Source organism: Amycolatopsis methanolica 239 (assembly GCF_000739085.1).
GTDB classification, from domain to species: domain Bacteria; phylum Actinomycetota; class Actinomycetes; order Mycobacteriales; family Pseudonocardiaceae; genus Amycolatopsis_E; species Amycolatopsis_E methanolica.
The window spans coordinates 4,948,969-4,974,047 of sequence record NZ_CP009110.1; the positions used below are offsets into that span (position 1 = coordinate 4,948,969).

The window sequence follows — 25,079 nt, forward strand, 5'->3', positions numbered from 1 at the left end:
AACCCGGTCCGGGACCGCCTCGTCTTGAGGTCGAGAAGGCGGGAACGTTTTGGCAACGGCCGGCGTTGGAACCATTGTCCAGCCGACGAGCTGGACACCGCGGGGGTGGAGCACTCCACAGGATCCACCCACGCGGCGCAACAGCCGGTGTGACGCACCGAACGTGTCCGCCCGTGACCGGGGAGGCAGAACATGTCAGTACAGACTCTCGAGCGCCCGACTCGTGAGGTCCCCGAGCCCGAAACCGAGCCCGTCGAGTCCAGCGTACGCCCTTCGCCCAACCTCGACGCGGATCTCGACGCACAGGGCCCGGCCGCGGACCTCGTGCGGGTCTACCTCAACGGGATCGGCAAGACCGCGCTGCTGTCCGCCGCCGACGAGGTCGAGCTCGCCAAGCGCATCGAGGCGGGGGTGTTCGCGCAGCACATGCTCGACACCGCGCCGAAGCTGAGCCCGCAGCGCCGCAAGGAGCTCGAGGCGCTCGTGCGCGACGGCCACAAGGCCAAGAACCACCTGCTGGAGGCCAACCTCCGGCTGGTCGTGTCGCTGGCCAAGCGCTACACGGGGCGGGGGATGCCGCTGCTCGACCTGATCCAGGAGGGGAACCTGGGTCTGATCCGCGCGGTGGAGAAGTTCGACTACTCCAAGGGGTTCAAGTTCTCGACCTACGCGACGTGGTGGATCCGCCAGGCCATTACCCGCGGCATGGCCGACCAGGGCCGCACCATCCGGCTGCCCGTGCACCTCGTCGAGCAGGTCAACAAGCTGGCCCGCATCAAGCGCGACCTGCACCAGCAGCTCGGCCGTGAGGCCACCAACGAGGAGCTGGCCGCCGAGTCCGGCATCGCCGTCGAGAAGGTCGCCGACCTGCTCGACCACGCCCGCGACCCGGTGAGCCTCGACATGCCGGTCGGCACCGACGAGGACGCCCCGCTGGGCGACTTCATCGAGGACTCCGAGGCCACCGACGCCGAGAGCGCGGTCATCTCGGGACTACTGCAGGACGACCTGCGCCGGGTCCTGGCCACGCTCGACGAGCGGGAGCAGCAGGTCATCCGGATGCGCTACGGCCTCGACGACGGCCAGCCGCGCACCCTCGACCAGATCGGCAAGCACTTCGGGCTGTCCCGCGAGCGGGTCCGCCAGATCGAGCGCGAGGTCATGTCGAAGCTGCGCCAGGGCGAGCGGGCGGAGCGCCTGCGCGCCTACGCCAGCTGACCCGTCCAGGGCAACCGGCAGGGCCGCTCCGCCTACGCGGGGTGGCCCTGTTCGCGTTCCACGACAACCCGATCGGCAGTGTTGACGTATGACGTAGGTCACGTCACCGTGGAAGCAACGTCTGGTGAGTTCTTCACGTCCTACGGACGGTTGGACTTCGCGGCGGGTGCCCTGTGCTCCCGGCCGCTTTCCCCGGAAGGTCGGGTCCGTCGGGGTGGGCCCGGCCTTCCGACTTTTCGGGGGTCTTTCGGAGTGGCCGAGGCACAAGCTACGCGCACCGGGGCCGGCCGATACCCCCGGCGGGGTGGTTCGCGCCACGCGATCTCCGGCGAGGTGCGCGCCACACCTCTACGTGGGCAAGCACGCGCAAGCGGTAACGTCAAGGGCCCGAATTGCCTGCGAGGGAGCCCGAGTGACCACCACCACCTTCCAGTACACCGACGTGCTGCCGCTGGGTCCGGACCACGAGACCGAGTACCGGCTCGTGACGGCCGAGGGCGTCCGGGTAGTCGAGGCCGCCGGACGGAAGTTCCTGGAAGTCGACCCCGAAGCGCTGACCAAGCTCGCCCGGACCGCGATTACTGACATCCAGCACCTGCTGCGTTCGTCGCACCTGGCGCAGCTCCGCGCGATCGTCGACGATCCCGAGGCCAGCGGCAACGACCGTTTCGTGGCGATGGACCTGCTGCGCAACGCGGCCATCTCGGCGGGCGGCGTGCTGCCGATGTGCCAGGACACCGGCACCGCGATCGTCATCGGCAAGCGCAGCCAGGGCGTGCTCACCGGCGGCAACGACGAGCAGGCGCTGGCCCGCGGCATCTTCGACGCCTACCAGGAGCTCAACCTGCGCTACTCGCAGATGGCGCCGGTGACCTTCTGGGACGAGAAGAACACCGGGACCAACCTGCCGGCGCAGATTGAGCTGTTCCACAAAGACAACACAGCCGGCCAGTCCGATCCAACCTACGAGTTCCTGTTCATGGCCAAGGGCGGCGGCTCGGCCAACAAGACGTTCCTCTACCAGGAGACCAAGGCCGTCCTGAACCCCAAGCGGCTGGCGAAGTTCCTGGACGAGAAGCTGCGCAGCCTCGGCACCGCGGCCTGCCCGCCCTACCACCTGGCGATCGTGGTCGGCGGCATGTCCGCCGAGTACAACCTCAAGGTCGCCAAGCTCGCCTCGGCCCGCTACCTGGACAACCTGCCGCGCGAGGGGTCCCCGCTCGGCCACGGTTTCCGGGACACCGACCTGGAGCAGCAGGTCCTGGAGATGACCCGGCAGTTCGGCATCGGCGCCCAGTTCGGCGGCAAGTACTTCTGCCACGACGTGCGCGTCATCCGGCTGCCGCGGCACGGCGCGTCCTGCCCGGTCGGCATCGCGGTGTCCTGCTCGGCCGACCGCCAGGCGAAGGCGAAGATCACCGCGGACGGCGTGTTCATCGAGCAGCTCGAGCGCGACCCGGCCCGCTTCCTGCCGGACGTCACCACCGACGACCTGTCCGACGAGGTGGTGCAGGTCGACCTGAACCGCCCGATGGACGAGATCCGCGCGCAGCTGTCGTCGCTGCCGGTGAAGACCCGGCTGTCGCTGACCGGCCCGCTGGTGGTGGCCCGCGACATCGCGCACGCGAAGATCGCGGAGCGGCTGGAGGCAGGCGAGGAGATGCCGCAGTACCTGCGTGACCACCCGGTCTACTACGCAGGCCCGGCGAAGACCCCGGACGGCTACGCCTCCGGCTCCTTCGGGCCGACCACCGCGGGCCGGATGGACTCCTACGTCGCCCAGTTCCAGGCGGCGGGCGGGTCGATGGTGATGCTCGCCAAGGGCAACCGGTCCAAGCAGGTCACCGCGTCCTGCAAGGAGCACGGCGGGTTCTACCTCGGCTCGATCGGCGGGCCGGCGGCGCGGCTGGCGCAGGACTGCATCAAGAAGGTCGAGGTGCTGGAGTACCCCGAGCTGGGCATGGAAGCCGTGTGGAAGATCGAGGTCGAGGACTTCCCGGCGTTCATCGTCATCGACGACAAGGGCAACGACTTCTTCGCCGAGACGTCGGAGCCGGTGCTGCAGATCAGCTTCCGCTCCTGACCGGCTGACCGGAACGGGCGCCACCCACGTGGGTGGCGCCCGTTTTTCACGCCTGGAACAGGTTGACCAGCCGGTCGAGCGTTTTGTCGATGGCCTGTTTGTTCTTGCGCGGGAAGAAGCTCAGGTCGATCAAGAGCGGAATGCGCGCGGTGGACCAGTCGAAGGTCTCGGTCACCTCGGTCGAGCCGTCCTCGAGCGGTTTGAGCTGCCACCGCCAGCGGTGCCCGTTGAAGTGCCGCCAGGCGATCAGCCGGTTCTCGTCGAACTCGACGACCGTGTTGAGGATCTTGTAGTTCGCGCCCATCTTCATGTCCATGCCGAAGCGGGAGCCGAGCGTCAGGCGCTCCGGCCCGCCGCCTTGCGCGGCGAGGACCGTGCCGGAGCCGTCGATCAGCGGGTGCTTCGACGGGTCCGCGAGCAGCTCGAAGATCTTCTCCGGCGGGGCCGCGACGATCCGCGTCGCGGAGACCTGGCGTTTCCTCATGCCCGGGGATACTACCGGTCAGTAACCTCGTTTGGCGCTCGTCAGCACCACAGTCCGCTCGTTCAGGGGCTCGGACAGGGTCGCCGACACCACCGGGTAGCGGATGTCCATCGTGCACATCTGGCCTGCCAGGTTGCTCTTGTTCTCGACCAGGTTGACGACGACCTGCCGCGCGTCCTGTGCGGTCACCTCGGCCGAGGCGCGGCCGCACCCGCCCTCCTCGGCGCGGATGAACAACTGCTTGCCGTCCGCGCTGACGAACACCTCGCGCGGGAAGTCCGACGGCAGCGCCGAGGAGTCGACGCGGGTGGCGGGCACCTGGGCGGTGTCCGCCGGTGGCTGCATCTGACGCGGCCCGCCCGGCATGACCGGGGGCAGGTCGGTGGCCGGGATGGTCGGCGCGGTGGGAGCGGCTTCGCTGCTGGTCGCGTCGCCGGAACCGCTTCCGACGGTAGGGGTCTGCTCGCCGCAGGCCGTGGCCGCCAGCAGGACGAGGCCCAGTCCGCACATCGTTGCTTTCCACCTCATGCCTCCAGGACGGAACGGGCCCGCCGACGGGTTGCACGAAAAATCCCGGGACCGTGTCGATCGGAACGGCCCCCGTTCGACCCATGGGGTGAGAGGGTCCAGAAGGACCCGGACACCGGGGGAGAAACACCATGAAGCTCATGCTGATCTGGCGGGCCACCGACGAGGCGTTCGCGAACCTGGCCGACTTCGACTTCGACCAGATGATCGAGATGACCGGCCGGTACAACCAGGAGCTGATCCGGGCCGGTGTGCTGGTCGCCGCCGAAGGGCTGGACGACGCGAACGACGGCGTGGTGGTGGACTACTCCTCGGAGCCGCCCGTGGTCACCGACGGCCCCTACGGCGAGACGAAGGAGCTGTTCGGCGGCTTCTACATCCTCAACGTGGCCTCGAAGGAGGAGGCGGCCGAGTGGGCCAAGCGGTCCCCGATCAAGGGCAAGGGTGTCAAGACCGAGATCCGGCGGGTGACCACGATCGACGAGTTCCCGCAGGACAACGAGTGGATCCAGAAGGAGCGGGCGTGGCGCGAGGCGACCGGTCAGCTCTGAGATGACCGAGCGGGAAGCGATCGCCGCCGTCTGGCGCATCGAGTCGGCGCGGATCGTCGGTGCGCTCGCGCGCTACACCGGCGATTTCGCGCTGGCCGAGGACCTCGCCCAGGAGGCGCTGGCGGAGGCTGTGGTGACCTGGCCGCGCGAGGGGGTGCCCCGCAACCCGGCGGGGTGGCTGCTCACGGTGGGCAGGCGCCGGGCCGTCGACGCGTTCCGCAGGCGCTCCGCGCTCGACGACAGGTACGCCGTCCTCGCCAACGACCTGCGCGAGGACGGCGGGGAGATCGAGTGGGATCCGGACCAGATCGACGACGAGGTGCTCGCGCTGATGTTCATCTCGTGCCACCCGGTGCTGTCGCGGGAGGCCCGGGTGGCGCTGATGCTGCGGGTGGTCGGCGGTCTGACCAGCGACGAGATCGCGCGGGCGTTCCTCGTGCCGACGGCGACCGTGCAGGCGCGGATCACGCGGGCGAAGAAGACGCTCGGCGCGGCGGGTGTGCCGTTCGAGGTGCCCTCGCCGGAGGAGCGGGCCGCGCGGCTCGGGTCGGTGCTGAACGCGATCTACGTGATCTTCACCGAGGGTTCGTCGGCCAGCTCCGGTGGTGACCTGATCAGGTACGACCTCGCGGGCGAGGCCCAGCGCCTCGCCCGCGTGCTGTCGCGCCTGATGCCGGACGAGCCGGAGGTGCACGGGCTGCTGGCGTTGCTGGAACTGACCGCGGCGCGGTTCCCGGCGCGCACCGGACCGGACGGGGAGCCGGTGCTGCTGGAGGACCAGGACCGGCGGCGGTGGGACCGGTCGGCGATCCGGCGGGGACGGGCGGCGCTGGCGCGGGCGGAGGCGGCCTGGCGGTGGCTGGGCGCGTACGGCCTGCAGGCCGCGATCGCCGAGTGCACGCCGTCGCTCCGTCGGTGGCGGAGACGAACTGGGACCGGGTGGTGCTGCTGTACGAGGCACTCGGCGGGCTCGCGCCGTCGCCCGTGGTCGACCTGAACCGCGCGGTGGCGGTGTCGATGGCGCAGGGTCCGGCGGCGGCGCTGCCGATCGTGGACGCCCTGGCGGCCGCCGGTGCACTCGGCAAGTCGCACCTGCTGCCGACCGTGCGGGGCGAGTTGCTCGTGCGGCTCGGGCGCACCGAGGAGGCCAGGACGGAGCCGACGCGGGCCGTCGAGCTGTGCGGCAACGAACGGGAGCGCGCGGTGCTGGAACGGAAGCTGGACGCCCTTGGTTGAACGGCACGATCCTGGGCGCTCTGGTCGATCGCTCCCCCGTCCGCGGGCGAACGGGCGCCGAACATCCCGTGACGGATCATCCCCGCGGCCAGGCCACCGGTTACGGTCTCCCCGTGACAAGACTAGTGCGGCGGCTCGGCACCGGGGACGCGGTCGTGATCGGCCTGGGGTCGATGATCGGGGCCGGGGTGTTCGCCGCCTTCGCGCCTGCCGCCCGGGCCGCGGGCGCGGGGCTGCTGATCGGCCTGGCGCTGGCCGCCATGGTCGCCTACTGCAACGCCACCTCCTCCGCCCGCCTCGCCGCGCGATACCCCGAATCCGGCGGCACCTACGTCTACGGCCGGGAGCGGCTCGGCGAGTTCTGGGGTTACCTCGCCGGGTGGGGGTTCGTCGTCGGCAAGACCGCGAGCTGCGCGGCGATGGCGCTGACCGTCGCGTCCTACACCGCGCCCGGCGCGAGCCGCCTCGCGCAGTCGCTCGTCGCGGCGGCCGTCGTGCTCGCGCTGACCGCCCTCAACTACCGCGGCGTCCAGCGGTCGGTGACGCTCACCAAGGTCATCGTCACGACCACGCTCGTGGTCCTCGCCGGGTCGGTGGCCGGGATCGTGATCGCAGGCAGCCCGGATTCCGCCAACCTGACGCCGTTCCCCGGCTCGGGCGCGGACGGCATCCTGCAGTCGGCCGGGCTGTTGTTCTTCGCTTTCGCCGGGTACGCGCGGATCGCCACCCTCGGCGAGGAGGTGCGCGATCCGGAGCGCACCATCCCGCGAGCCATCCCGATCGCGCTGGGGATCACGCTCGCCGTGTACGCCGTCGTCGCTGTTTTCCTGCTGCTGCAACTGGGGCCGGACGGTCTGGCGTCCACTTCGGACCCGATCGCGACGGCGATCGCGAGCACGTCGTGGTCGGCGCTCACCCCGGTGGTCCGGGCCGGCGCCGCACTGGCCGCGCTGGGCTCGCTGCTCGCCCTGGTGCTCGGCGTGTCCCGGACGACGTTCGCCATGGCCCGGGACGGCCACCTGCCCGCTCCGCTGGCCGCCGTGCACCCGCGGTTCGCCGTGCCGCACCGCGCGGAGGTGGCGGTCGGGGTCGTGGTCGCCGCCCTGGTGCTGGTGACCGACCTGCGCGGCGCGATCGGGTTCTCCTCGTTCGCGGTGCTGACCTACTACGCGATCGCGAACGCGAGCGCGTGGACGCTCGGCGCCCGCCGCGTGGTGCCCGTGGTGGGGCTCGCCGGCTGCGTGGTGCTCGCGTTCAGCCTGCCGCTGTCGTCGGTGATCAGCGGTGTCGTCGTGCTCGCCGCCGGCGCGCTCGCCTACCTCGTCTTGTCCAGGCGGGACAACGCTTCCTCGTAACCGCTGACCAGGTTGGCCACGATCTCGGCCACCGGCCGCACCCGGTCGATCCGGCCGATGATCTGCCCGGCGGGCATCGACACCACCGTCGGGTCGTTCGCCGCGTGGATGCGGTTGTGCGCCTTGCTCACCAGCAGGTTCTGCAGCGGCATCGGCAGCGGTTCGGGCGCGTCCGCGGACGACCAGGCCTCCGTCCAGCGCGTCTTGAGCAGCCGCGCCGGTTTGCCGGTGTAGATGCGCGTCCGCACGGTGTCCGACGACGTCGCCCCCACCAGCGCGCTCTGCATCGCGGTCGACTCGGGCATCGTCTGCAGGTACTCCTCCGTCGCGAGCCAGATCGAGCCGGTCCACGCGCCGGACGCGCCCAGCGCCAGCGCCGCCGCGACCTGCCTGCCCGAACCGATCCCGCCCGCCGCGAGCACCGGCGCGCGGTCGCCCACCGCGTCGACGATCTCCGGCAGCAGCACCATCGAGGCGATCTCGCCGGTGTGCCCGCCCGCCTCGTACCCCTGCGCCACCACGAAGTCCACGCCGTTGTCGACGTGCCGCACCGCGTGCCCGGCCTTGCCGGCGAGCGCCGCGACCGGCACGCCGTGCTCGTGCGCCTGGTTGATGACGTCGACCGGGGGTGAGCCGAGCGCGTTGGCGATCAGCTTGATCGGGTGCTTCAACGCGACCTCGACGTGCGCGCGGGCCACCGAGTGCAGCCAGCCGAGCACGCCGGCGCGTTCCTCGGTGTCCTCTGGCAGCTCCGGCACCCCCAGCTCGCGCAAGGTCCGCTCGACGAACGCGCGGTGCTCCTCGGGGATGAGCTTTTCGAGGTCCAGCGCGGCGCCCTCCGCGGGCACCCTCGCGGGCATGACGATGTCCACCCCGTAGGGCTTGCCGTCGATGTTGGCATCCATCCAGTCCAGCACCCGGTCGAGTTCACCGGCGTCGTTGAACCGGACGCAGCCGAGCACGCCGAGGCCGCCTGCCTTGCTGATCGCGGCGGCCACGTGCTCTGACGGGGTGAACCCGATGATCGGGTACCGGATGCCGAACGTCTCGCACAGCGCGGTGCGCATCAAGTGTCTCCTCAGGCCTTCTGGATCTCGATCGGTGAGTGCTCGGCGGCGTGCCGGGCGGCCCACGGGTAGTCCGGTTTGCCGGTCGGGAGCCGGCCGATCCGGTCGACCAGCCACACGCTGCGCGGCACCTTGTAGCCCGCGACCTGCGTCCGGAGGTGCGCCTCGATCGCGCCGAGGTCGGGCGTGACACCGGGCCGCGCCTGCAGGATCGCGCCGACCCGCTGACCGAGCCGCTCGTCCGGCACGCCGACGACGATCGCGTCGAAGACGTCCGGATGGGACTTCAGCGCGCTCTCGACCTCCTCCGGGAACACCTTCTCGCCGCCGGTGTTGACGCACTGCGAACCGCGGCCGAGGAGGGTGACGGTGCCGTCCTCCTCGTAGCGGGCCCAGTCGCCGGGCACCACGTAGCGGTTGCCTTCGACCTCGACGAAGATCGTCTCGGACTTGGCCGGGTCCTTGTAGTAGCCCAGCGGCACGTGCCCGCGGCGCGCGATCCGGCCGATCGCGCCGGGCGCGCGCGGGACGAGGCGGTTGTCGTCGTCGATGAGGATGGCGTCCTTGCCGAAGTTCACGCGCGGGCCTGCCGAGTGGTCGGCGTCCTTGGCGACCATGCCGATGCCGGTGAAGCCGCTCTCCGACGAGCCGATCGCGTCGGTGAGCACCAGGTTCGGGAAGGTGCTCAGGTACTCCTGCTTGACCGGCTGGGAGAACAACGCGGCGTGGCTGGACACGGCGACGAGCGACGAGGCGTCGTATCCGCCCTCGCGGTAGGCGTCGAGCAGCGGGCGGGCCATCGCGTCGCCGACGATCGTCAGGACGTGCACCTTGTGCTTCTCGATCTCGCGCCAGATCTCGTGCGGATCGAACTGCGGCACGAACACGACGGTGCCGCCGCCGAACATCGCGCCGAAGGCGGCCCACTGGGCGGCGCCGTGGATGAGCGGCGCGGCGGGCAGCCGGACCATCGCGCCCTGCTTGCCCTGCTCGGCCATCGTCCACTCGTCCGGGACGTACTCGCCGGTGACGAAGTCGATGCCGCCGCCGAGCGCCCGCCACACGTCTTCGTGGCGCCACATGACGCCCTTCGGATAGCCGGTGGTGCCGCCGGTGTAGACGATGTAGATGTCGTCCGGGCTGCGCTCACCGAAGTCGCGGTCCGGCGACTGCGCGGCGAGCGCCGGCCCGTACTCGGCGCCCCCGTAGCCGGAGAAGTCCGCGTCGCTGCCGTCCTCAACCACTAGTACGTGTTTCAGTTTCGGGGCCTTCGGGAGCACCGCGACGACCTTGTCCGCGTACTTGCGCTCGTGCACGAGCGCGACCAGGTCGGCGTTGTCGAAGAGGTACTCGAGCTCGGCTTCGACGTAGCGGTAGTTGACGTTGACCGCGATGGCGCGCAACTTGTACGCGGCGAACATCGCCTCGATCGTCTCCACGGAGTTGCGGGAATAAACGCCAATGTGGGAGCCGGGACCGACCCCCTGCGCGGCGAGGTGGTGCGCCAGCCGGTTGGCCCTGTCCTCCAGCTGGGCGTAGGTGACGTGCCGCTGTCCGCAGATGACCGCGGGGCGATCCGGCACGGCGTCGACGGCGTGCTCGAGCAGATCCGCGATGTTGTATGCCACCCAGCCAAAGTAGAACATGTTATCGTTTTGGGCAATGGCGCCGGACGGAGAGGTAATCATGACGCAGCCGCACGCCCTGGTTGAACAACGCGCGCACACGCTCGTGGTGACGATGAACCGGCCGGAGGTCCGCAACGCGATCAGCGGCGAGATGATGGCGATCCTGGTCGAGGCGTGGGACCGGGTGGACAACGATCCGGAGATCCGGTGCTGTGTGCTCACCGGCGCGGGCGGCGCGTTCTGCGCCGGCGCGGATCTGAAGTCGATGAACCACAACTCCCCCGCCGATTCGTACGAGAAGGGCACGTTCGCCCCGGGCCGCATCGAGGGCCTGCTGAAGGGACGGCGGCTGACGAAACCGCTGATCGCGGCCGTGGAGGGCCCGGCGATCGCGGGCGGCACGGAGATCCTGCAGGCCACCGACATCCGCGTGGCCGGGGAGAGCGCGCGGTTCGGCGTGTCCGAGGCGCGGTGGGGGCTGTTCCCGATGGGCGGCTCGGCGGTGCGGCTGCCGCGGCAGATCCCGTACACGCTGGCTGCGGAGATCCTGCTGACCGGGCGGCACCTGACCGCCGCCGAGGCCAAGGAGATCGGGCTGATCGGCAGCGTGGTGCCGGACGGGCGGGCGCTGGAGCGCGCGCTGGATCTGGCGGACATGATCGCCGCCAACGGGCCGCTCGCGGTGCAGGCGATCCTCCGCACGATCCGCGACACCGAGGGGATGCCCGAGGAGGAGGCCTTCAAGATCGAGGCGCAGTACGGGTTGAAGGTCTTCCAGTCCGCCGACGCGAAAGAGGGGCCGCGCGCGTTCACGGAGAAGCGGAAGCCGCGGTTCGAGGGCCGCTGAGACTGTCGGTGGCCGCCGCTACCTTGGCGCGATGGACGGCGAATACAAGCACCTCCTGCCGGCGGACCAGTGCGCGTACTGCACGCCGCCGCCGGCGGGGGTGCTGCCGCGCGGCTGGCGCACCACGGGCGGGTCGGCGTACCACAACGACGACCGGTGCGAGTGGTTGCTCAAGGGGCAGGAGCACGTGCGCCGCAGGGGCGGCGAGACCGGTGACGTGGTGCCGGTCCGCTGGGCGGACCTGGGCCCGGAGAAGCTCCAGCCCTGCGGGCACTGCTGCACCGAACGGTGGCTGAGGGTGCGCGAAAACCCGAATCCGCCTGCGAAGCCCTGTCCAGGACGCCGGGCAGTGGGTGCCGGGAACGCTGACCTGGGAGAAGCACCCCCGCGCCGACGGTTCGTGGTGGGCGTCGGTGCGCTTCGCACGCTCCGGCGAGGTGGTGACGGAAGAACGCACCAGCGGGACCTGCGGCCACGCCCAGCCTGAGCGCCCGATCAACCCCGCGCTGGGGTAAGTCGGCGGGCTGCCACGCGCGCACCGAACCGCGCCCCGCGGGGCAATCCGCAGGACTCGGGCTGCCAACAGGGCGCGGGCGGCTAGCGGGGCGCGCACATTTCCGGAACACCGGGCCGCGCCCGGCCGCACGGAACCGCGGCCGCAGGAGGCTCAGATCTTCCGGTCCGTCCAATAAGGATCCCGCAGTTCGCGCTTGTACAGCTTACCGTTGGGATCCCTCGGCAGCTCCTCGGCGAAATCGACACTGCGCGGCCACTTGAACTTCGCCAGCCGGCCGTGCACCCACTCCAGCAGCTCCTCCGCCAGCTCGGGCCCCGGTGCGACTCCCGGCGCCGGCTGGACGACCGCCTTGATCTCCTCGCCCCAGTCCTCGTGCGGGATGCCGAACACCGCCACGTCCGCGACCTTCGGGTGCATCACCAGCTCGTTCTCGATCTCGGCCGGGTAGATGTTTACCCCGCCCGAGATGATCATGTCGTTCTTGCGGTCATGCAGGAACAGGTAGCCGTCCTCGTCCAGGTAACCCACGTCGCCGAGGGTGAACAGGTTCCCGACCCGCGCCTTGCGCGTCTTCTCGGCGTCCTTGTGGTACTCGAACGTCGAGGTGCCCATCCGCATGTAGACCGTGCCGGGCTGTCCCGGGGGCAGCTCGTTGCCGTCGTCGTCCAGGATCTTGATCACCGAGCCGGGCCACGGGAGCCCCACCGAACCGGGTTTGCGCAGCCACTCCTCGCCGGTGATCATCGTGCCGCCGCCCTCGCTCGCGGCGTAGTAGTCGGTCACGACCGGGCCCCACCACTCCAGCATCCGCCGCTTCACCTCGGGCGGGCACGGCGCCGCGCCGTGGATCATGTTCCGCAGCGACGACAGGTCGTAGCGCGACCGCACCTCCTTCGGCAGCGCCAGCAGGCGCCGGAACTGCGTGGGGACCATGTGGCTGTGCGTAACCCGGTACCGCTCGATCAGCCGCAGCATCTCCTCCGGGTCCCACCGGTCCATCAGCACGACCGTGTGCCCCAGCTGGATCGAGATCGACGCGAAGTTCAGCACCGCCGTGTGGTAGAGCGGCGAACCGCACAGGTGGACGTGGTCGTCGAACGGCTTCAGCCCGAAGATCCCGAAGAACCACGTGGACGCGGCGGGCACGCTGTCCGGGTCGGCCCCGCTCAGCGGCCGCCGCACGCCCTTGGGCCGTCCCGTAGTGCCGGAGGTGTAGAGCATCGGCGACCCCGCCGTCCGCACCTCCGGGCGCCCGCTCCCCCCGGCGCCCAGTTCGGCCACGTCGCGGAACCCGTCGATGCGGCCGACCGCGAACCGGCCGGAGGCGGGCACCCCGGCCTCGTCCGCCGCGGCGATCGCCACGTCGGCGAACCGCTCGTGCGCGAGGAACGCCTTCGCCCCCGAATCGGACAGGATGTAGGCCACCTCCGGTCCGACCAGGTGCCAGTTGACCATCACCACGTACAGCCCGGTCTGCAGCGCGGCGAAGTACGCGGCCAGCAGCTCGTCGCTGTTGGGCTGCAGCACCACCACGACGTCGCCGGTCTCCAGGCCCAGCTCACGCAGGCCGCGCGCGTAGGCGTTGGCCTTGCCGGCGAGCGCGCCGTAACCGACCTCGCTGCCGTCGGAGTTCACGATCGCCGCCCGGTCCGGCTGCCCGGCCGCGATGTTCCACAGGCCGATCGTCTCCAGTGCAGTGGTCATGCACCCGAATCTAGAACTTGTTACACTTACCGCGCAACCTTCCGGCAGAGCGTCTTGCCGCCAGATCGAGAACGTGTTTCACTTCGATTCGTGAGTACACCGCTGTCCGCGCCGCTGGATCTCGCCTTCGACTACACCCGCTCCCTCGGGCCCGTGCTCGGCCGGTTCGCCGCCGGACTGCGCGAGCGCCGCATCGAGGGCGTGCGCGGCTCGGACGGCCGCGTGCACGTGCCGCCGGTGGAGTACGACCCGGTCACCGCCGCGGCGCTCACCGAGTTCGTGCCGGTGTCCGACGAGGGCACCGTGCTGAGCTGGTCCTGGATCCCCGAACCGCTGGAGGGCCAGCCGCTGGCCACGCCGTTCGCGTGGGCGCTGGTCCGGCTGGACGGCGCCGACACCGCGATGCTGCACGCCGTGCACGTGGACAGCCCAGCCGAGATGCGCACCGGGATGCGGGTGCGCGTGCGCTGGGCCGACGAGCCCGCCGGCCACATCCGGGACATCGCCTACTTCCTTCCCGTCGGCGCGGACGACGGGCCCTCCCCCGCGCCACCGCCGAAGTCCGAACAGAGCGGTGTGATGGTCACGCCGATCCAGCTGCACTACCAGCACTCGGCGTCACCGGAGGAGAGCCGTTACCTGCGCGGCCTCGCCGAGGGCAAGCTCATCGGCCAGCGCTGCCCGAAGTGCGAGAAGGTCTACATCCCGCCACGCGGCGCCTGCCCTACCGACGGGGTGCCCACAGTGGACGAAGTGGAACTCCCGGACACCGGCATCGTCACCACGTTCTGCATCGTCAACGTGCCGTTCCTCGGCCAGCGCATCAAGCCGCCCTACGTCGCGGCCTACATCCTGCTCGACGGCGCCGACATCGCGTTCCTGCACCTCGTCCTCGGCTGCGGCGCCGCCGACGTCCGGATGGGCATGCGGGTCAAGGCGAACTGGAAACCACGCGACGAGTGTTGGACGAGCCTGGAGAACATCAGCCACTTCGAGCCGACCGGCGAGCCGGACGCGCCCTACGAGTCCTTCGCCCACCACCTGTAGAGGGGAACTGCCATGCGAGACGTCGCGGTGGTCGGGTTCGCCCAGGCCCCGAACGTGCGCTCCACGCCGGGCACCACGAACGGCGTGGAGATGCTCGTGCCCATTTTCGCCCAGGTCTACAAGCAGACCGGACTGTCCAAGTCGGACATCGGGTTCTGGTGCTCCGGCTCGTCGGACTACCTGGCGGGCCGGGCGTTCTCGTTCATCTCCGCGATCGACGCGATCGGCGCGTTCCCGCCGATCCACGAGTCGCACGTGGAGATGGACGCGGCCTGGGCGCTGTACGAGGCCTGGCTGAAGATCCGTACCGGCGAGGTCGACACCGCGCTGGTCTACGGCTTCGGCAAGTCTTCCGCCGGGCAGCTGCGCCGGGTGCTGGCCCTGCAGCTCGACCCGTACACCGTCGCGCCGCTGTGGCCGGATTCGGTGAGCATCGCGGGCCTGCAGGCGCGGCTCGGGCTGGACGCCGGCCTGTGGAGCGAGAAGGACCTGGCCGAGGTGGCCGCGCGCAGCCGCGCCGACGCCACCCGCAACCCGCACGCGCAGTTCTCCGGCGCCAGCGAGATCGCCGACCTGCTGGACGCGCCGTACGTGGCCGATCCGTTGCGCGCGCACGACATCGCGCCGGTGACCGACGGCGCCGCGGTGATCGTCCTCGCCGCGGCCGGGCGGGCGCACGAGTTCGCCGAACGGCCCGCGGTCATCACCGGCATCGAGCACCGGGTGGACACGCCCGTGCTCGGCGCGCGCGACCTGACCCGCTCGCCGTCCACGGAAGCGGCCGGGCAGGCGGTCGGCACCGGGGACGTGGAGATCGCCGAGCTGCACGCGCCGTTCACCCACCAGGAGCTGATCCTGCGGACCGCGCTCGGGCTCGGCGACGACGTCCGCGTCAACCCCTCGGGCGGCGCGCTCAGCGGCAACCCGATGTTCGCGGCCGGGCTGGCGCGCATTGGCGAGGCCGCCACCCGGATCCTCACCGGCCAGGCCTCGAAGGTGCTCGCGCACGCCACCAGCGGCCCGGCCCTGCAGCAGAACCTCGTCGCGGTCCTGGAGGCGTGAGAATGGCGAAGCAGCTCGCCGCGGTGCTCGGCACCGGGCAGACCCACCACCGGGCCAAGCGGACCGACGTGTCCATGCCCGGCCTGCTGCGGGAGGCGATCGACCGCGCGATGGCCGACGCGCAGGTGGAGTGGCCGGACATCGACGCGGTGGTCATCGGCAAGGCGCCGGACCTGTTCGAGGGCGTGATGATGCCCGAACTGTTCCTGGCCGACGCGCTGGGCGCGACCGGGAAACCGTTGCTGCGCGTGCACACCGCCGGTTCGGTGGGCGGGTCGACGGCGCTGGTGGCGACGAGCCTGGTGCAGTCCGGCATCCACCGGCGCGTGCTGACGGTGGCGTTCGAGAAGCAGTCCGAGTCGAACGCGATGTGGGCGCTGTCGATCGCGCCGCCGTTCACGATGCCGGTCGGCGCCGGCGCGGGCGGGTACTTCGCGCCGCACGTGCGGTCCTACATCCGGCGGTCGGGCGCGCCCGAGCACGTCGGGGCGATCGTCGCGGCGAAGGACCGGCGGAACGGGGCGCTGAACCCGTACGCGCACCTCAAGCAGGCCGACATCACGGTGGCGAAGGTGCGGTCCTCGCAGGTGCTGTGGGACCCCATCCGCTACGACGAGACCTGCCCGTCCTCGGACGGCGCGTGCGCGATGGTGATCGGCGACGAGGCCGCGGGCGACGCGGTGCCGGGCGCGGCGTGGGTCCACGCGACCGCGATGCGCACCGAGCCGACCACGTTCGCCGGCCGCGACCAGGTCAACCCGCAGGCCGGCCGGGAAGCCGCCGCGGCGCTGTGGCGCGAGGCGGGGATCACCGACCCACTGTCCGAAATAGACGCGGCGGAGATCTACGTGCCGTTCTCCTGGTTCGAGCCGATGTGGCTGGAGAACCTCGGTTTCATGCCCGGGGGCGAGGGCTGGAAGCTGACCGAGGCCGGGGAGACCGCCCTGACCGGTAGGCTGCCGGTCAACCCGTCCGGCGGGGTGCTGTCGTCCAACCCGATCGGGGCGTCCGGCATGCTGCGATTCTCCGAGGCGGCGAAGCAGGTGATGGGCCGGGCGGGCGACTACCAGGTCGACGGGGCGCGCCGCGCGCTGGGCCACGCGTACGGCGGGGGCTCCCAGTACTTCGCGATGTGGGTGGTGGGCTCGGCGAAGCCTAGGTGTGCTGTCCGGGGACGGTGGTGACCGGCTGACATCGCTGAGATGACCCTGGTAGGCGCCATTGGCCCCCACCGGCCGGCTGCGGCTGGCCCGGTGTGTCGTGGAGCAGGGTGGTCGCTGCGCGGGCGGTAGAGCGGTTCCAGGTCAGTCACACCACCGTCGCCCGCTGGGCGAGTCGTTGTCGCGAGCACGGCCCGGCGGGCCTGGTCGATCGATCCAGCCGCCCGCACCACAGCCCCGGGCAGACCCCGCCAGAGGTGGAAGCGCAGGTGGTAGCGCTGCGGACCGGATCGGGCGGCGGCCACACCCCCGCCAGCCGCGGAACCAACCTCACCAGACAACCCACCTAGACGGCGGTAGGCAGGTCGAAGGCCGCGAACACCGCCGGGTCCTGGAAGACGACCGTGCGGCTGATCCGCCCGCCGGCGACGGTGAACACCTGCAGGGTGTGCAGGCGGTGCCCGCCGGCGGGATCCGGGGCGTAGGCGGCCACGGCCGGCTGGCCGTTCGCCCCGGTCGGGACCATCCGCCAGCCCACGCCGCGCATCGCGAACACCCGCCGGATGAACGCGGCGTAGTCGTCGCGGCCGCGGTACCACAGCGGCACCGGCGGCATCTCCAGCACGGCGTCGTGGGTGAGCAGCTCGACCAGCGCGTCCACGTCGGCCGCCTCGAACGCGCGGACGTAGGCCTCCACGGTCCGGCGCGCCGCGGGGTCGCCGGACGGGGCGACGTCTTCGAGGGCCGCGACGGACAGCCCCGCCCGCGCCCGCTGCAGGGCGCTGTTCACCGAAGCGACCGAGGTGTTCAGCAGTCCGGCCACCTCGGCGGCGCGGAAAGCCAGGACCTCGCGCAGCACCCAGACGGCCCGCTGCCGCGGCGGCAGCGTCTGCATGGCCGCGATCAGCGCCAGCCGCATGCTGTCCCGCCGCACGGCCTGGTCCGCCGGATCGCCGAGCCGGGCGTCGGGGAAGGGCTGCAACCAGGGCACCTCGAAAGCCGGCCGCAGGGGCGCCCCGGGGGCGGTGCTGGGCGCGCCCAGCCCGGACGGGAGCGGCCGGCGCGCCTTGCCTTCCAGCGCGGTCAGGCACGCGTTGGTCGCGATGCGGTACAGCCAGGTGCGGATCGACGCCCGCCGCTCGTCGTAGCGCTCACGGGCCTGCCACGCCCGCAACATGGTCTCCTGCACCAGGTCCTCGGCCTCGTGGACCGACCCGAGCATCCGGTAGCAGTACGCGAGCAGCTCCGCCCGGTGCGGTTCGGTCAGCGCTGCGAAATCGACCCTGGCCATCGCGATGAGTATGGCGGCACTCGCCGGTATGTACTTCCGCCGGGCCACACCGGGGCCGGCGGAGGACAACCGAGGAGTCCACATGGGCACGTTGATCGTCATCGAGTTCGTCACGCTGGACGGCGTCATCGAGGACCCGGACGGATCCGGCGGCACACCGGGCGGCGGCTGGGCGTTCCGGCACGGTCCGGAGGCGGTGGCCGGCGACAAGTTCGGGCTCGGCGCGCTGCTCGACACCGGCGTGCTGCTGCTGGGCCGCGTCACGTGGGAGCTGTTCGCGAAGCTCTGGCCGGGCCGGACCGACGAGTTTTCGGCGAAGATGAACGCCATCCCGAAACTCATCGTGTCCCGCTCGCTGACCAGCACGGACGCGTGGCAGAACTCGTCCGTGCTCGACGGGGACCTGGTCTCGGCGGTGCGCGGGACGGACCGGGACCTCATCGTCACCGGCAGCATCGGCGTCGTGCACACCCTCGCCGCCGAGAACCTCGTCGACGAGTACCGGCTCCTGGTGTTCCCGACGGCGCTCGGCACCGGGCGGCGGCTGTTCACCGCACCCGCGGATCTGCGGCTCCACGCGGTCCGGCAGCAGGGCGCCGCCGCGCTCCTGACCTACCGGGCGGCGACCGGGAAGCCACCCACCTCCCGCTCGTAGGCGGCCGCCACGCGGAGCACGGTCGCGTCGTCGAAGCGGCGGCCCGCGATCATCAGGCCGATCGGCAGGCCGTCCACCGGCGCGGCGGGCACCGAAATCGCCGGGTGCCCGCTCGCGTCGAAGGGCGCGGTGTTGCCGACCATCCCCAGCGCGTTGACCATCCGCTCCTCGCGCGTCGCGTCCGGGCCGGGCAGGGGCTTCGCGACGTGGGGCACCGTCGGCAGCACCAGCACGTCCACCTCGGCGAGCGCCGCGTCGTAGCCGGCGCGCAGCTCCCACGCCAGCTCGCGCGCCATCGCGTAGTGGCGGATGTCGTAGCGTTCGGCGGCGTAGGCACCGGTGAGGATCATGGTCTTGAGCGTGTCCGACATGTCGTCGGCGTGCACGCGCCGGCCCTGCGCGAAGTGCACCATCAGCTCCGGGTCGTACCGGCCGGGCACGTTCATGCCGTAGCCGTTGCCGTCGATCATCTGGCGCGCGGTGCCGTCCGTGCCGATCACGGTCCACACGTCCAGTCCGTCCCGGTGCCACGGCACGCTGACCTCGGACACCACGGCGCCCGCCGCGGCGAGCCGGTCGGCCGCGCCGCGGACCGCGTCGTCGACACCCGGTTCGGACATCGGCAGGCCGAAACCCTCGGTGAGCACGCCGACCCGCACGCCGCGGATATCCTGCTCGACCGCGGCCAGGTAGTCCGGCGGCTCGGGGTGCGGAACTGGCGCGGGTCGGAGCCGTCGTCACCGGCGAGGACGCTCAGCAGCAGCGCCGCGTCCCGGACCGTGCGGGTCGTCGGGCCGAGGTGGTCGATCGTGGTTTCGATGGGGAATGCTCCGGTGTAGGGCACGAGCCCGTGCGTCGGCTTGTGCCCGACCACGCCGCAGAACGCGGCCGGAATCCGCACCGTTGCCGGACGACGAGCCGGCGGCGTGCCGGGTGGGGTCCCACGGGTTGCGCACCGGGCCAGAGGCGGAGGTGAAGCTGGACCCCGGAATAGCACAGGTCCTCGCACACCGCCTTGCCGACGATCGTGCCGCCCGCCGCGAGCACCCGGCTCACGACGGTCGCGTTCCGGCGCGGCACGAACCCCTCCACCGCGCGGGATCCGTTCATCATCGGCACCCCGGCGACCGCGATGTTGTCCTTGATCACGACCTCGCGGCCGCTCAGCGGATCGTCACCGGTCGGCGGGATCCGGGTGCGCACGTACCACGCGCCGAGCGGGTTGTCCGCCGGCCACTCGTAGTCGCGGCGCGCTGGGCGCCGAGCGGGCGTACAGGTGCTCGACGGCCTCGTGGGCGGCGAGGTTGGCCTCCACGAGACCGGCGAAGGACTTGCGGTCGGCTTCGCCGAGGCGGAAACCGTGACGGGCCGCGAGTTCGGCGAGTTCTTCCGGGCTGGGCGGGACGACGGGCACCGGGCACCTCCTGGCGACGAGGACCGAGGTGCCGCCTAACCCCTATTCGTAGGCGACCCGGTAGTGCTTGATGCCGTTGAGCCAGCCCGAACGCAACCGCTCCGGCGGCGCGATCTCGCGGATACCAGGCATTTCGTCGGCGATGGCGTTGAAGATCAGGTCGATCTCCAGGCGCGCGAGATTCGCCCCGAGGCAGTAGTGCGAGCCGGTGCCGCCGAAGCCGACGTGCGGGTTCGGATCCCGCAGCACGTCGAACTTCTCGGGCTCGTCGAATACCTCGGGGTCGAAGTTGGCCGAGCTGTAGAACATGCCGACGCGGTCGCCCTTGCGGATGTGCTGGCCGCCGAGCTCGGTGTCGGCGGTCGCGGTGCGCTGGAAGGCGATCACCGGGGTGGCCCAGCGGACGATCTCGTCCGGCGCGGTCTTCGGCCGCTGCTCGCGGTAGAGCTCCCACTGGTCGGGGTGGTCGAGCATGGCCTTCATGCCGTGGGTGATGGCGTTGCGGGTGGTCTCGTTGCCCGCCACCGACAGCAGGATGACGAAGAAGCCGAACTCCTCCGAGCTGAGCGACTCACCGTCCACATCGGCCTGGACGAGCTTGGTGACGATGTCGTCCATCGGGCACCTCCGGCGCTCCTCGGCCATGTTCCACGCGTAGCCGACGAGTTCGGCGGAGGCGGCGATCGGTTCGATGTCGTACTCCGGGTCGTCGTAGCCGATCATCTGGTTGGACCAGTCGAAGATCTTGCGGCGGTCCTCCTGCGGGATGCCGATCAGCTCGGCGATGGCCTGCAGCGGGAGTTCGCACGCGACGTCCTCGACGAAGTCGCCGGAGCCCTTCTTCTTCGCCTCGTGCACGATGCGCGCGGCGCGGTCGCGGAGCGTGTCCTCCAGGCGGGCGATCGAGCGGGGCGTGAAGCCCTTCGACACTATGCGGCGCAGCTTGGTGTGCTGGGGCGCGTCCATGTTGAGCAGGACGAGGCGGTTCGCGTCGAGCCCCTCGTCGGTCATGTTCTCGTCGAACCGGATGATCGCGAGCTTCTCCTGCGAGGAGTAGAGCTCGCTGTCCTTCGACACGGTCTTGACGTCTTCGTGCCGGGTGACGACCCAGAACCCGTCGTCGCGGAAGCCCGCGCGGTTGTGCGGCTGCGCGTTCCACCAGACCGGCGCGGTCTTGCGGAGCTCGGCGAACTCCTCCAGCGGAAGCCTTGCCGCGATCAGGTCGGGGTCGGTGAAATCGAAGCCGGCGGGGATCAGGGGCGTGGCCACGGCTACCTCCCGAGGTGCCTCACGTCGTCGTGGAACACGTTCTAAACCCGATTAGAGCATACGGTGTTAACCAAGTCGAGAGTTTGAGTGAAACCCGTTTACTCGATCTTGAATGCCCTGGTGGTCCGATTGGCCACCAAGTGACGGTTGACCTGGGTCACACTTGCTCAATATTGAAACAAGTTCTACTTTAAGCGGGAGTCGAGTGGAGGAGAGCTGCCGTGGGTGAACCCGTCATCGTCGAGGCCGTACGGACCCCGATCGGGAAGCGGCGTGGCTGGCTGGCCGGGTTGCACGCGGCCGAGCTGCTGGGCGTGGCGCAGCGGGCGCTGGTCGAGCGGGCCGGGTTGGACGCCGCGATCGTGGAACAGGTTATCGGCGGTTGCGTGACGCAGGCGGGTGAGCAGTCGGGCAACGTGACGCGCACGGCGTGGCTGCACGCCGGCCTGCCCGCGACGACCGGCGCGACGACGATCGACGCGCAGTGCGGGTCGGCCCAGCAGGCCGCGCACCTGGTCGCCGGGTTGATCGCGGCAGGTGCGATCGACGTCGGCATCGCGTGCGGGGTGGAGGCGATGAGCCGCATCCCGCTGGGCGCGAACCGCGGCGTGGACGCGGGCGCGCCGAAGCCCGGCTCGTGGGCGATCGACATGCCCAACCAGTACGGCGCGGCGGAGCGGATCGCCCTGCGGCGTGGCATCACCCGGGAGGACGTCGACCGGTTCGGGGTGGCGTCGCAGACCAAAGCGGCGACGGCGTGGGCGCAGGGCCGGTTCGACCGCGAGGTGGCGCCGGCGAAGGCGCCGGTGCTCGACGCGGAGGGCAGGCCGACCGGGGAGACCCGGCTGGTGGCCCGCGACCAGGGCCTGCGCGAGACCACGCTGGATGGGCTGGCCCGGTTGAAGCCCGTGCTCGACGGCGGTGTGCACACGGCGGGCACGTCGTCCCAGATCTCCGACGGCGCGGCGGCCGTGCTGATCATGGACTCCGCACGGGCGGCGTCGCTGGGCCTGCGCGCCCGGGCGCGGATCCGCGCGCAGGCGCTGGTCGGCGCCGAGCCGTACTACCACCTGGACGGCCCGGTGCAGGCGACGTCGCGGGTGCTGTCGCGCGCCGGGATGGCGGTCGGCGATCTCGATCTGTTCGAGGTCAACGAAGCGTTCTCCTCGGTGGTGCTGTCGTGGCAGCAGGTGCACTCGCCGGATCCCGAGCGGGTGAACGTCAACGGCGGCGCCATCGCACTGGGGCACCCAGTGGGCAGCACCGGCGCCCGCCTGTTGACGACGGCCCTGCACGAGCTGGAACGCCGCGACGGTACGACCGCCCTGGTGACCATGTGCGCCGGCGGAGCACTCTCCACGGCCACCATCCTGGAGCGGCTGTAGGGAGCGCTCCGCACGCCCAGCCGCGCGGGCGGAGCGCTCTCCGCGGCCACGATCCCGGGGCGGCTGTAGAACCGCTCGCGTGCAGCCCCGCCAGCAGAGCACTGCGCCATCCCGCCGGATGCGGGCCCGCCCGCGTGCCAGCGGCGAGCGAACCGCTTCCCGCAGCCACTGTCCCGGAGCAGCGGGCGAACCCGCCCGTGCCTCGTCAGGCGACCGGCGCGCGGCCACCGCCACCGTCCGCGCGTAGACGCAGACCCGCTCACGCACCGGACCGCCACCGTTCCCGCGCAGTCGCAGACCCGCTCACGCACGCGGCCGCCACTGGAGCACTCCTACCGCGACCATCCCGGAGTGGCTGGAGAGCCCGCCTACGTGCCACAGCGCCACAGCGCCAGCGAGGGCGCTTCCACCGCCACCACCGTCGAACGGCTGTAGGCCCACCCGCCTGGAGCGGCTGCGGGGCCCACCCGCCTGGAGCGGCTGCGGGGCCCACCCGGCGCGCCGGGCCGTCGCCGGCATTGCGGTCCGGAACACGCACGATCCGGCATCGGCGAGGCGGCGTCTCACCCCGACACGGGCACCCCCGGCTCACCCCGACGCGGGCACCAAGGCCCTTCCACGGACGTCAAGCCCACCCTCACGCCGGGCGCGTGAGGGTATCCTCGTACCTGGTCTCACTTGCGCTCGAAACGCACCACCTCCCGGCCCGGCCACCAGGTGGTCGCCACCAGCTTGTCGCCCTCGACCGTTGTCAGCACCGACTGCTGGAGGTCGAGCCGGAAGAGGTGGCTCGGTTGCATGTCGCCCTGGACGGCGTCCAGGACGGCCTTCTCGGTGACCTCTATCGCGACCCCCGACAGCTTCGCGTCGCCCTCGGCGGATGGGTGGGCGTGCAACGCGAACCGGCCGTCGCGCCGCAGGTCGTGCGCCTTGCGCGCGCCCCACATCGACCCGATGAACAGATCGGGCCCGTGGAAGTCGACCTCGGTGCCGCTCACCCGGGGCGACCCGTCCCGCCGCAGAGTCGCCAGCACGTGCGTCTCCGCCGCCGTCAACCGCTCACGCACCACCGCCGCCAGCGCCGGCGCTTGCTCTTCGAATTCCCTCCAGTTGGTCACGTCCGCAGTGTGACAGGGGGTACCGACAAAACCGGGCGCGCGCACCGCCGCCCGGCTAAGGTGCGTGCCGTGCCCGACGCGATCTTCGCCCACCCCCGCCTCGCCCCGGTCTACGACACCTTCGACGGCGAGCGCGACGACCTCGACCTGTACCTGTCGATCGCCGACGAGCTCAAGGCCGAACACGTGCTGGACGTCGGTTGCGGCACGGGCAGCCTGGCCGTGCTCCTCGCCGCGACGGGCCGCACCGTGGTGGGCGTCGACCCGGCGGAGGCGTCGCTGGCGGTCGCGCGCGCGAAGGATCCGGACGGGAAGATCACCTGGATCCACGGCGACGCCACCGATCTGCCCCCGGCCGCCGGTGATCTCGCCGCCATGACGGGGAACGTCGCGCAGGTGTTCCTTACCGACGAAGACTGGGCCCGGACCCTCGCGGGCATCCGGACCGGGCTGCGGCCGGGCGGTCACTTCGTGTTCGAGACGCGCCGCCCGGAGCGGCGGGCCTGGGAGGACTGGGCCGCGGCGACCGGCCCGCTGGTGCTCGACGTGCCCGGCGCCGGCCGCGTGGAGCGACGCATGGAAGTCACGGACGTCAGCCTGCCGCTGGTGTCGTTCCGCTTCACGTACCGGTTCCTGGCCGACGGCGAAGTGGTCACCTCGGACTCCACGCTGCGGTTCCGTGAGCGCGACGAGGTCGAGGAAAGCCTTGCCGCACAAGGATTCCGCGTGGCCGACGTGCGGGACACCCCGGACCGGCCCGGCATGGAGTTCGTGTTCCTGGCGCAGCGGGACTAGCTCCGGCGCCCACTGAGGTTGTCGCGCAGCCCCGGCTCGGTGGCTTGAACCGCCTTCGCGACTTCGACGAGTGTGGCGATCGGGTCGTCGCCAAGGGGGTAGACGCCGACGTGGTCGGCGCCGGCCGCTCGATGAGCCGGTCGCTGCCCGCGCCGGAGAGATCGTCTTCAGTGAAGCCGAGACGCCGGAGGTCGCTCGCGTAGTTGCGCACACCCAGCGCGGTTCCGGGCGGCGGCGCGGGCTCGGTTCACGTCCGGCTCGACGAGGGCGAAATGCCCGGGCAACAGCAGCTTCCCGGGGCCCAGAATCGAGCGGGCCCGCCGGGTGTGCTCCGGGGTGACCATGCCGGGAATGACTCCGGCGGTGCGCGCCCCTGCCAAGCGCAGCACCCGCGGCCCGAGCGCGGCCACCACGATGCGGTCGGCCGGCACGCCCGCGCTGCCGAGCCGGTCCAGGCAGGACACCAGCGTGTCGTACGGGCAGGTGTGTTCGGCGTGCACTTCGCGGTGGCCGATTCCGACGCCGAGCAGGAAGCGCCTGGGGTGCCTGGCTTCGATCCTGTGGTAGGAGGCCGCGACGGTTTCCGCGTCGGCGGTCCAGACGTTCACCACACTCGTGCCGACAGTCAGCCGGATGGTCGCGTCGGGAGGCGTCCAGCCAGAGCG

The 25,079-nt window shown here is 71.2% G+C and carries 22 protein-coding genes and 3 pseudogenes; 13 read left to right on the top strand and 12 right to left on the bottom strand.

The genetic code is table 11. From position 1 onward, the window contains the following. Window positions 1–192: 192 nt before the first annotated feature. Together AMETH_RS24105 and AMETH_RS24110 are read left to right on the top strand one after the other, a co-directional pair. Window positions 193–1,218, top strand: a complete 1,026-nt coding sequence (locus AMETH_RS24105; RefSeq protein WP_026153319.1) for a sigma-70 family RNA polymerase sigma factor — start codon at window positions 193–195, stop codon at window positions 1,216–1,218. Between the two features lie 412 nt (window positions 1,219–1,630). Continuing rightward, window positions 1,631–3,301, top strand: coding sequence for a fumarate hydratase (locus AMETH_RS24110; protein WP_017983734.1), 1,671 nt, complete (start codon window positions 1,631–1,633; stop codon window positions 3,299–3,301). Between the two features lie 46 nt (window positions 3,302–3,347). On the opposite strand, the gene AMETH_RS24115 is transcribed toward AMETH_RS24110, so the two are convergent. Both AMETH_RS24115 and AMETH_RS24120 read right to left on the bottom strand, forming a co-directional pair. Continuing rightward, entirely contained in the window at window positions 3,348–3,785 is a 438-nt protein-coding gene (locus AMETH_RS24115) for an SRPBCC family protein (protein ID WP_017983735.1), read from the bottom strand. Between the two features lie 18 nt (window positions 3,786–3,803). Then, complete coding sequence (locus AMETH_RS24120; RefSeq protein WP_017983736.1) at window positions 3,804–4,295, bottom strand: hypothetical protein; 492 nt, start codon at window positions 4,293–4,295, stop codon at window positions 3,804–3,806. A gap of 149 nt (window positions 4,296–4,444) precedes the next feature. Here AMETH_RS24120 and AMETH_RS24125 point away from each other — a divergent pair, with 149 nt between their 5' ends. From AMETH_RS24125 to AMETH_RS24135, 3 genes and pseudogenes are all read left to right on the top strand, one after another. Then, window positions 4,445–4,864: a YciI family protein gene (locus tag AMETH_RS24125; RefSeq protein ID WP_017983737.1), complete on the top strand. Its 420-nt coding sequence runs from the start codon at window positions 4,445–4,447 to the stop codon at window positions 4,862–4,864. Window position 4,865: 1 nt separating this feature from the next. Then, window positions 4,866–6,100, top strand: a pseudogene (locus AMETH_RS24130) (RNA polymerase sigma factor). A 113-nt stretch (window positions 6,101–6,213) separates the two neighbouring features. After that, window positions 6,214–7,455, top strand: a complete 1,242-nt coding sequence (locus AMETH_RS24135; RefSeq protein ID WP_026153321.1) for an APC family permease — start codon at window positions 6,214–6,216, stop codon at window positions 7,453–7,455. Here the strand turns inward: AMETH_RS24135 and AMETH_RS24140 are convergent. Then, a complete protein-coding gene (locus AMETH_RS24140) occupies window positions 7,416–8,522 on the bottom strand; it encodes an NAD(P)H-dependent flavin oxidoreductase (RefSeq protein WP_017983739.1) in 1,107 nt (368 codons plus the stop codon). The genes AMETH_RS24135 and AMETH_RS24140 overlap by 40 nt on opposite strands. Before the next feature lie 11 nt (window positions 8,523–8,533). Continuing rightward, a complete protein-coding gene (locus tag AMETH_RS24145) occupies window positions 8,534–10,150 on the bottom strand; it encodes an acyl-CoA synthetase (protein ID WP_209436934.1) in 1,617 nt (538 codons plus the stop codon). A gap of 58 nt (window positions 10,151–10,208) precedes the next feature. On the opposite strand from AMETH_RS24145, the gene AMETH_RS24150 reads away from it, so the two are divergent. Beyond that, complete coding sequence (locus tag AMETH_RS24150; RefSeq protein ID WP_017983741.1) at window positions 10,209–10,997, top strand: crotonase/enoyl-CoA hydratase family protein; 789 nt, start codon at window positions 10,209–10,211, stop codon at window positions 10,995–10,997. 667 nt (window positions 10,998–11,664) lie between these two features. On the opposite strand, the gene AMETH_RS24155 is transcribed toward AMETH_RS24150, so the two are convergent. Next, window positions 11,665–13,218: an acyl-CoA synthetase gene (locus AMETH_RS24155; RefSeq protein WP_017983743.1), complete on the bottom strand. Its 1,554-nt coding sequence runs from the start codon at window positions 13,216–13,218 to the stop codon at window positions 11,665–11,667. 90 nt (window positions 13,219–13,308) lie between these two features. Between AMETH_RS24155 and AMETH_RS24160 the strand changes: the two genes are divergently transcribed. The 4 genes and pseudogenes from AMETH_RS24160 to AMETH_RS37290 form a co-directional block, all read left to right on the top strand. Then, window positions 13,309–14,265, top strand: coding sequence for a Zn-ribbon domain-containing OB-fold protein (locus AMETH_RS24160; protein ID WP_017983744.1), 957 nt, complete (start codon window positions 13,309–13,311; stop codon window positions 14,263–14,265). Between the two features lie 12 nt (window positions 14,266–14,277). Further along, window positions 14,278–15,327: a thiolase domain-containing protein gene (locus tag AMETH_RS24165; RefSeq protein ID WP_017983745.1), complete on the top strand. Its 1,050-nt coding sequence runs from the start codon at window positions 14,278–14,280 to the stop codon at window positions 15,325–15,327. A gap of 2 nt (window positions 15,328–15,329) precedes the next feature. Further along, the gene (locus AMETH_RS24170; RefSeq protein ID WP_017983746.1) at window positions 15,330–16,511 is read left to right on the top strand and encodes a thiolase domain-containing protein; all 1,182 of its coding nucleotides are present in this window, start codon (window positions 15,330–15,332) and stop codon (window positions 16,509–16,511) included. 37 nt (window positions 16,512–16,548) lie between these two features. Further along, window positions 16,549–16,771 (top strand): annotated as a pseudogene (locus AMETH_RS37290) (helix-turn-helix domain-containing protein); the annotation flags it as partial. Window positions 16,772–16,833: 62 nt separating this feature from the next. On the opposite strand, the gene AMETH_RS24175 reads toward AMETH_RS37290, so the two are convergent. Continuing rightward, on the bottom strand, window positions 16,834–17,778 hold the full coding sequence (locus tag AMETH_RS24175; protein WP_017983747.1) for a sigma-70 family RNA polymerase sigma factor: 945 nt from the start codon (window positions 17,776–17,778) through the stop codon (window positions 16,834–16,836). Window positions 17,779–17,860: 82 nt separating this feature from the next. Here AMETH_RS24175 and AMETH_RS24180 point away from each other — a divergent pair, with 82 nt between their 5' ends. Then, window positions 17,861–18,433 (top strand): dihydrofolate reductase family protein, encoded by a 573-nt coding sequence (locus AMETH_RS24180; protein ID WP_017983748.1) that lies wholly within the window; start codon window positions 17,861–17,863, stop codon window positions 18,431–18,433. Here the strand turns inward: AMETH_RS24180 and AMETH_RS40770 are convergent. From AMETH_RS40770 to AMETH_RS24190, 4 genes and pseudogenes are all read right to left on the bottom strand, one after another. After that, window positions 18,391–19,277 (bottom strand): annotated as a pseudogene (locus AMETH_RS40770) (amidase family protein). The gene AMETH_RS24180 and the pseudogene AMETH_RS40770 sit on opposite strands and share 43 nt — an antisense overlap. Further along, window positions 19,187–19,546: a hypothetical protein gene (locus AMETH_RS42180; protein ID WP_410468240.1), complete on the bottom strand. Its 360-nt coding sequence runs from the start codon at window positions 19,544–19,546 to the stop codon at window positions 19,187–19,189. Before AMETH_RS42180 ends, AMETH_RS40770 begins: the two are co-directional and overlap by 91 nt. 61 nt (window positions 19,547–19,607) lie before the next feature. Next, complete coding sequence (locus tag AMETH_RS40780; RefSeq protein ID WP_223842928.1) at window positions 19,608–19,847, bottom strand: hypothetical protein; 240 nt, start codon at window positions 19,845–19,847, stop codon at window positions 19,608–19,610. A gap of 42 nt (window positions 19,848–19,889) precedes the next feature. Beyond that, on the bottom strand, window positions 19,890–21,116 hold the full coding sequence (locus AMETH_RS24190) for a cytochrome P450 (RefSeq protein WP_017983752.1): 1,227 nt from the start codon (window positions 21,114–21,116) through the stop codon (window positions 19,890–19,892). A gap of 221 nt (window positions 21,117–21,337) precedes the next feature. Here AMETH_RS24190 and AMETH_RS24195 point away from each other — a divergent pair, with 221 nt between their 5' ends. Beyond that, window positions 21,338–22,501 carry a steroid 3-ketoacyl-CoA thiolase gene (locus AMETH_RS24195; RefSeq protein WP_017983753.1) on the top strand — a complete coding sequence of 388 codons (1,164 nt, stop codon included), beginning with the start codon at window positions 21,338–21,340 and terminating at the stop codon, window positions 22,499–22,501. Between the two features lie 674 nt (window positions 22,502–23,175). Here AMETH_RS24195 and AMETH_RS24200 read toward each other — a convergent pair. Then, the gene (locus tag AMETH_RS24200; protein WP_017983754.1) at window positions 23,176–23,619 is read right to left on the bottom strand and encodes a pyridoxamine 5'-phosphate oxidase family protein; all 444 of its coding nucleotides are present in this window, start codon (window positions 23,617–23,619) and stop codon (window positions 23,176–23,178) included. 69 nt (window positions 23,620–23,688) lie between these two features. Here AMETH_RS24200 and AMETH_RS24205 point away from each other — a divergent pair, with 69 nt between their 5' ends. Beyond that, window positions 23,689–24,414 (top strand): class I SAM-dependent methyltransferase, encoded by a 726-nt coding sequence (locus AMETH_RS24205; protein WP_017983755.1) that lies wholly within the window; start codon window positions 23,689–23,691, stop codon window positions 24,412–24,414. A 167-nt stretch (window positions 24,415–24,581) separates the two neighbouring features. On the opposite strand, the gene AMETH_RS42185 is transcribed toward AMETH_RS24205, so the two are convergent. Beyond that, the gene (locus tag AMETH_RS42185) at window positions 24,582–25,022 is read right to left on the bottom strand and encodes an LLM class oxidoreductase (protein ID WP_323806963.1); all 441 of its coding nucleotides are present in this window, start codon (window positions 25,020–25,022) and stop codon (window positions 24,582–24,584) included. Between the last annotated feature and the right edge of the window lie 57 nt (window positions 25,023–25,079).

What these genes read in the sequence shown, in the direction of transcription:
- AMETH_RS24115 (WP_017983735.1), bottom strand. Translation starts at nt 3,785, where the DNA reads ATGAGGAAACGCCAGGTCTCCGCGACGCGGATCGTCGCGGCCCCGCCG.
- AMETH_RS24165 (WP_017983745.1), top strand. Translation starts at nt 14,278, where the DNA reads ATGCGAGACGTCGCGGTGGTCGGGTTCGCCCAGGCCCCGAACGTGCGC.
- AMETH_RS24170 (WP_017983746.1), top strand. Translation starts at nt 15,330, where the DNA reads ATGGCGAAGCAGCTCGCCGCGGTGCTCGGCACCGGGCAGACCCACCAC.
- AMETH_RS24125 (WP_017983737.1), top strand. Translation starts at nt 4,445, where the DNA reads ATGAAGCTCATGCTGATCTGGCGGGCCACCGACGAGGCGTTCGCGAAC.
- AMETH_RS24105 (WP_026153319.1), top strand. Translation starts at nt 193, where the DNA reads ATGTCAGTACAGACTCTCGAGCGCCCGACTCGTGAGGTCCCCGAGCCC.
- AMETH_RS24120 (WP_017983736.1), bottom strand. Translation starts at nt 4,295, where the DNA reads ATGTGCGGACTGGGCCTCGTCCTGCTGGCGGCCACGGCCTGCGGCGAG.
- AMETH_RS24180 (WP_017983748.1), top strand. Translation starts at nt 17,861, where the DNA reads ATGGGCACGTTGATCGTCATCGAGTTCGTCACGCTGGACGGCGTCATC.
- AMETH_RS24140 (WP_017983739.1), bottom strand. Translation starts at nt 8,522, where the DNA reads ATGCGCACCGCGCTGTGCGAGACGTTCGGCATCCGGTACCCGATCATC.
- AMETH_RS24150 (WP_017983741.1), top strand. Translation starts at nt 10,209, where the DNA reads ATGACGCAGCCGCACGCCCTGGTTGAACAACGCGCGCACACGCTCGTG.
- AMETH_RS24155 (WP_017983743.1), bottom strand. Translation starts at nt 13,218, where the DNA reads ATGACCACTGCACTGGAGACGATCGGCCTGTGGAACATCGCGGCCGGG.
- AMETH_RS24175 (WP_017983747.1), bottom strand. Translation starts at nt 17,778, where the DNA reads ATGGCCAGGGTCGATTTCGCAGCGCTGACCGAACCGCACCGGGCGGAG.
- AMETH_RS42180 (WP_410468240.1), bottom strand. Translation starts at nt 19,546, where the DNA reads ATGATGAACGGATCCCGCGCGGTGGAGGGGTTCGTGCCGCGCCGGAAC.